We start from the raw sequence: 6,366 nt of genomic DNA on the forward strand, positions 1-6,366 counted from the left end.
CTGCGTCTATGACGCGACGTGAATCCTCAGCGAACTCAGCATCAAGACACCCGCCGAACACGGATGTGTCCAGGTACAATCTCCAAGAGGGTCTCGTCATCGCTTCACCGCCATGTCTTTACTATACTAGTTCTAACTGCCCGGGCAAGCACCTCGGGTTCGCAGCCTCCGCCAATCGGCAATCGACATCGGCCTACGGCTTGCGCTTGGGCGTGGTTTCACCCCAACGGGGTGACAGGTGCACGTGCGACGACCAAAGGGAGTCGCGTACACCGCCTTGAGGGGCGGAAGCCCCTAAGGTGCGGGGTTTGGGGTGAAACCGGCTTGGGGCTGGCGGGCTACGCCCGCGCCAATCTGCAATCTACAATCTGCAATCTGCAATGCCTAACGGCCTTCAGCCGGCTTGGGCTTGATGCCTGGGCTGTGACGAAGTCACGACTCCCTTGACGCGCTTCTGGGTCTACTTAGTAAAGTGTCCCCGTTTCTCGCCAGCAGTCTCCCCTCGTCTTCGGGTGGGCTTGATGAGTGCGAGTGCAATGCTGGTCAGGCTGCATGCCATGCCCAAGCCAAACACGAGCACCGGAACCAAGCCGGCCCCGGAGTCTCTCATGTTGCGCGCCGGCTCATTGAGGAGATCGCGAACTCGCCACCGCAGCGACGCTACATGTAGGCCAAGCCGGATATCGACACCTGCCCTGGCTAGTGCGGAATCGTACTCAACCACGGCTGCACGTAACAGGGAATCACGTCTTGCTGCAGTGGTCCCGCCGATCTGAGCAGCATTGGCCAGAGTCAACCCAGCATACATACGCGCCAGAAACAGCACGACATCGTTCGGGTTACCTGTGGGTTTAGCAGCGCTTCTGAGATCGGCCAGGGCGCTATCGTAGCCAGTCTGGCCTCGCTTGCGCCAGAATAGACCACGGAAGAGAGTGAGGGCTGGAACCGCACCTTTTACCTGTACTGAGTCGATGAGGGCAATGCCAGAGTCCGTACTTGACGCAGTGTTCAAGTCGTACTTCGTGGATGCCAGTTTGGCCACCCCTTTCAGCGAATCGTCGACAAAGTCGACTGGGAATCCCTTGGGGAACGTAACATTGTCTCCGATCACGACGCGACCCATCCAAGCAAGCGCCCTCTCTGAATTCTCTCTGGTTACCGCACTGATTCGCTGGGTTTGACAAGTGAGAAGCATTGTCAGCACTAGAGCGAGCATTGCAGAGACCGGAGCCAGGGCTGCATGCCACCTCGCCATCGGCTGCTCACTTGGCGACGGTACAGTAAGAGGAGGGGGTGGGGGGGGCGGTGGCGGCGGCGTGTCGTCCTGGTTCTGGCCTAGGGCCAAAGCGATGGATGATTCAAGCGATTTCCAGTCGCTTTTCAGACGGGCTAGGACATCTGCGCGAATGACGCCGTAAATCTTGAGTGCAACCAAGGCAACCACTAGCCCCACTACTGAGGCCAGTGGAGCCGCGACCGCTGCTTTGAGTGACGCCGCCAGCATGAAAAGCGCGCAGACCGGGGCCGCGATGATCAAGGAGGCTGCCACCGCGAGCAGGATCCGAAGCAGAAGACCTTTGCCTGTGGGAAATCCGCCGCCCCCCAAGCGGGTGAAGTGGAAGCCATACATGGTGATGGGAGCACCGGTGATCTTGTTTATGGCAAGCTCCGCAAGCAAGAACCGGTATGTGTCGCACGTCAAACGTGCCTCGAAGTAGATACTCAGGCAGATGAGGGTAATCGACAGGGCTAGACACGTTGCCGCAATGATGATACGCACTTCCATACTCGCTGAAGCCGCGGCGTACTTCGTGATGGCCACCTGCGAGGCTATAATGCCGGCAGTGGCAACCCACCTCAGCGTTGCGTACGTCCGGAACATCGAGTCCGCCCCCTTCCTCTCTTCGGCCAAAGTGACTAGGATTGGACCGCAGTTCTGTTCGTTGATCTTCACTTTAGAACGCCTCCTAGGATACCTTTCGCAGGCCTGAGCGCCATTTGATTCACGGGCCCTCGCACGGTCTGTCAAGCCGACTGGCAGTTTCGTCGGACGCAGGGAAGAAGTCGGGGTCCGGTTCGTACCTGGCCTCATCCTCCACCTTGGCCTCAACCTCTTCCAGCGTCTGCTTCATCTTCCTGATGTAGTCATCCGGAAGCATCACGGGGTGCCAACGGCTGGGCCGCGCCATAACTACTCCCTCAATTGCATGAGGTCATACAAGTCGGCCCCTGAGGCCGCTTTCACGACGCCCTTCTTTTCGGTCATCTCCTTGAGAATGTCCTTGAGACGGTGTACCGTGACGCCTGCCTCTTTCACCAGGGACAGTTCCTCCTCGTACTTGACCCTACCCACTACGAGTTCCTTGGTCCAGTCACCAGGGCAGAGGCTGTGCAGCAACGCCAGCTTCTTGGGATGATTGAACTTGTTTTCAACCCACTCAAGCACGCTCTCGCGTAGGAGAGGCAGGTCTCGTTTCTTAGCGTTGAACTGGACGCCGGACTGCTTGCGAACTGCCGAGGGGGGCTTTGTCATGTATGAGATCGGGTTGATGGACGCCTGTACCTCGACATGGCGGCACTGATGGCCGCCGCCGACTTGCGGCCGGATGGCCAGCACGTCCATTTCGTACGAGCCAACCTTGACCCCGCGGATGGTGAAAAAGCCGTCCCGGTTCAGCCATTCCTCTACCACTTCCTCGGCTAGCAGGGACATAGTCTCTACACCCGTTGCGCGTCTGGAAGTCGGGTCTTCACTCTAGAAGGCTCCCGCCAGGGTGCTGGCGCTCTTCAGTTTGGACATCTGGGTCAGACGACAGGATTGTATCACGACGCCCCTGCGCCAGGGAATCGGGCCGATTTCCTTTGGCTTGCCATCCAAACGGACGATGTACTTGCCGCTGCGCTTCCAAGGATCGATGGTCTTGATCCGTCCGTAGTGCGAAACAAGCTTGACCTTCCCGGTCACGTATATGGCTATGTACTTCAGACGCGGGATGACGTTCTTGGATATCCGTATGGCGTACCAGCAGCTCTGCCTGAGGAATACCTCTTTGAATCCGTCTTCGTGCGCGGGGCAGACAATCGTGTCGAACTCGCGATCCTGTACTGGCAGGCGCTGCCTGGATACTCGTTTGGAGCCTGGCTTTCGCCTCTCGTCGGAGAGCAGTCCAAGAATACGGCTCGTTCTGCGAAGATTCCATTCATCAATCAGCGCCTTCAGTTCCGGTTTAAGTGAGGTGAGCCTACCCCCACGAATGTCGTTGCCCTTGGGCTTGGCTATGCGGATGGACATGGCCTCCAGATCCCTGAGGTGTGCCTCCCTGCGGACTACATAGAGGCTGAATGTATCCCAGTTTCGTGCGTGCCTATCCTCGAGATGGTGCTTTATCCGACGCCGCAGGTCAGTAGCCAGCCCTACATAGTAGAGCTTGCCTCTGTTGTACAGCGCGTAGATGCCGGACTGCTCGCCTGCCAGCTCAGCTATCTGCGCGGAGTAGTCGGCGAAAACGCGTTTGGAGATTCCCTCCAGGCAACCGGTGATCAGTCGAGGGGATTTCGGAGTCACCATGCACTACTCCTTCTGCGACCAGACAGGTCGCGCCTTGTGACACACCACGGGGCGTATGATACGTCAGTGTGGCCGAGCTGTCAAGGCGGTGGGGCGTCGTCGGTCAGAGGAGCGAAGTCCGGGTCGGGCTCGTAGCGGGTCTTGGCCTTAGCCTCGGCCTCAACCTCCCTAACCGGGCGTGTCAAATGGGCGGACGAAGCATGGCGATTGCTGCTGATCTCCTATCTGAAGTGGATAGGGTGCGGATTGCGAGCGGGCTGAATCGGCCGCAGAGACCCGGTCCCGCATCGCCTAGCTGCGGCGTCCTGGGACATGCGTTCGCACGCTAGTCTCACGGTATCCACGTTCAGCTCACCGCCCAGGAATGAGACGACGACAGGGTCAGTCCGGAAGTTCATGTCGACGACTGCCATGAGGGACTGCATCGGCACTACGATGTCCACTGGCCACCACCCATGCGCCTCGATGGACACGTGCGTTCCCTTCGTGGCAATCACGAGCCGCTCCATCTCGCAGTACAGATGTGCATCCCATCGCCTGCGCTTCTTGACGCATGACCTGAAATCCCGAAGCGCCTTGGCCAGTTCGGGGCGCCGGACCAGAAGAGTTGGTGTAAGTTCTTCGGTCATAAGGCTACTCGAGTGGGCCGCGCGTCTGGGATTTGCCGCCGCATTCCCGTGGTTTCCTTACTCCCTCGCCACCACGGTGTCGTACAGCCCGTAGTGAGTTAGTCCTGGGTGGCTGTCTATGCCGGTGTAACGGAGCGACGCGTCTTCGTATCGTCGAAACGCGAAGACGGCCTGGTTCATCTGCTCGGTGTTGAACACCTTGAGGCGCACGAGCAGGTCAAAGTCCTTGACGGTAAGGCCCGTGACTGCCAGAAACAAATCCGGTTCTAGCTTCGTGATCACGTCCTGAAGCGTGTTCTCGCGGAAGTCGGTCAGGTACATGAACGCGGGGATGCGTGTCGCGAACTTAATCAGCTTCTCCTGGACGAGCTTGCGTTTGGACTTGTATTCCTTCTCTTCCTCGGTGAGCTGCTTCATCTGCTTCTTGGGCAGATCGCGGACCTTGGCCTGGTTCTTGAGGTCCTTCACTATCTCGCTCTTGTTGATAATGGTCTCGATGATATTGTCGCCCAGCGTGCGCCAGCCCTCGATACGCTCAACAGCGGCCATCGCCTCGGGATTGTCCAGGATGCGCCGCAACGTGTCGTTGTCCACGTTCACGAGAAGCGCACTCTCCCACTTGCGGGCCAGCAATGTGGCTGAAGTACCTGCCATCGCGATGTCGAGAATGCCGCCCGCGTCAATCTGCGTCATGTTTGCACCGTCGTACGCCAACACGGGGAGGAACGATACGAGGTCCTTGACCGCGTTCTCGGGATTCGGCTCGTTGGGTGAGAGGCCGATCCCATACTCGGAAAGCTGTCGTAGTGCGCGCGTTGGCGCGAAGTCGAACACGAAACAGACGGGCTTGAAGATTTCCTCCTCGTTCGGGTCGTCGCCGTTCGGGTTTCTGATGGACCACGGCGACTGCACGCGGAACGCGGATTGAAAGTAGGTCTCCGGCGACTTTAGGTTCCGCAGCATCAGGATGGAGGACCATTGCGGAACCGTGACTCCGGTGGTGAGCTTCCCGCACGAGAGTGTGATGGTCTTTGCGTCGAAACCGCCCCCAATGGCCTTGCGTACGGGCGGCAGTGCCTCCAGACCGATGCCCGCTGTAACACCAGCGGCAACAATCACTTCGTAGTCGCGCCAGAAGACGTTGTGCTTCTCGGCCAGCAGGTTCGCCATCGCGTGGCAGGCCGCCACGTTAGGGAGGAACCAGAACGAGTGCTGGAGATACGGCAAGAGGCGCACGTCCGAATACGGGAAGGGCGGTCGCGTGCCGGTCTTGAGGTATTCCACCGCCTTGGGCGCATAGGCGCCGCGGATGATGTCCAGCCACTTCTGTACATCGCTCTTGTGTATGTACTGGGCCTTCGCGCCCGTTCCAGAAGCCTCGAAGAATGCGTTCAGGTCGAACTCGTTGAACTCCCCGGTACTTGCTATCGCGACCAGTTCGTCCGGCATCTGGTAGGTCAGCAGGCTCATCTGCGGCAGTGCACCGTAGGGGTTCCATTCTCCCGGCTTCCCAGCCGCGTACTCCTCCTTGGCGCGTTGCTCGTCGGTGTAGGTCCAGTTGAAGATCTGCTCCTCGATGAACTCGCCCGTGGCCAGCGCCCTGAACGGCGTGCCCGAAAGGTAGAGGTAGGCCCTGGTCGTGATGGGCAGGAACTCGGTCTCCTTCTCAGAGAGTTCGCTCAGGTCCTCGTTTACGCGTTCCAGGCCGGCGGCGTATTCGAGCTTCGTCTCCTTGTTGGCGACCGCCTCTTCTTCACCCTCGAATAGCTCCTTGGCGGTTTCTCGCCAAGCGCCAAAGTGGTATTCGTCGAAAACCACGAGGTCCCACCGCACCTTGTGTAGCCACTCGTTCTTGGCCTTGATATTCCCCGCGACGTCGCGGCCAAGCAGGTCCTGAAAGGAACCGAAGTAGACCAGCGGTTTCCTGGCGGAGATCTGTGTTGGATCGCTGTCGGAGTGTCGCGACTGGTACTGCCAGCCGTCGAAGTCCACGTGGGATTCGAGATCCGTCTGCCACGCATCCTCGACGGCGGGCTTGAAGGTCACCACCAGCACGCGCTTGGCCTTGAGTTTCCTGGCGAGTTGGTACGTGGTGAAGGTCTTGCCGTAGCGCATCTTTGCGTTCCACAGGAAGCGCGGGACGGCGTGCATGTCCTCCTGCCATATGGA

General features: G+C 59.0%; 6 protein-coding genes. All 6 read right to left on the minus strand.

All coding sequences use genetic code 11. The features are described from left to right. Positions 1–460: 460 nt before the first annotated feature. Positions 461–1,954, minus strand: coding sequence for a hypothetical protein (locus FJY68_12955; GenBank protein ID MBM3332733.1), 1,494 nt, complete (start codon positions 1,952–1,954; stop codon positions 461–463). A gap of 49 nt (positions 1,955–2,003) precedes the next feature. Further along, positions 2,004–2,189, minus strand: a complete 186-nt coding sequence (locus FJY68_12960) for a hypothetical protein (protein ID MBM3332734.1) — start codon at positions 2,187–2,189, stop codon at positions 2,004–2,006. 2 nt (positions 2,190–2,191) lie between these two features. Continuing rightward, positions 2,192–2,713, minus strand: a complete 522-nt coding sequence (locus tag FJY68_12965) for a hypothetical protein (protein MBM3332735.1) — start codon at positions 2,711–2,713, stop codon at positions 2,192–2,194. Positions 2,714–2,755: 42 nt separating this feature from the next. Further along, a complete protein-coding gene (locus tag FJY68_12970; GenBank protein MBM3332736.1) occupies positions 2,756–3,568 on the minus strand; it encodes a GIY-YIG nuclease family protein in 813 nt (270 codons plus the stop codon). 221 nt (positions 3,569–3,789) lie between these two features. Further along, on the minus strand, positions 3,790–4,197 hold the full coding sequence (locus FJY68_12975; protein MBM3332737.1) for a hypothetical protein: 408 nt from the start codon (positions 4,195–4,197) through the stop codon (positions 3,790–3,792). A 57-nt stretch (positions 4,198–4,254) separates the two neighbouring features. After that, on the minus strand, positions 4,255–6,366 hold a 2,112-nt coding region (locus tag FJY68_12980; protein ID MBM3332738.1), incomplete at its 5' end, for a restriction endonuclease.

This window comes from candidate division WOR-3 bacterium, from assembly GCA_016867815.1.
Lineage (GTDB): Bacteria > Hydrothermota > Tepidihabitantia > Tepidihabitantales > Tepidihabitantaceae > UBA2258.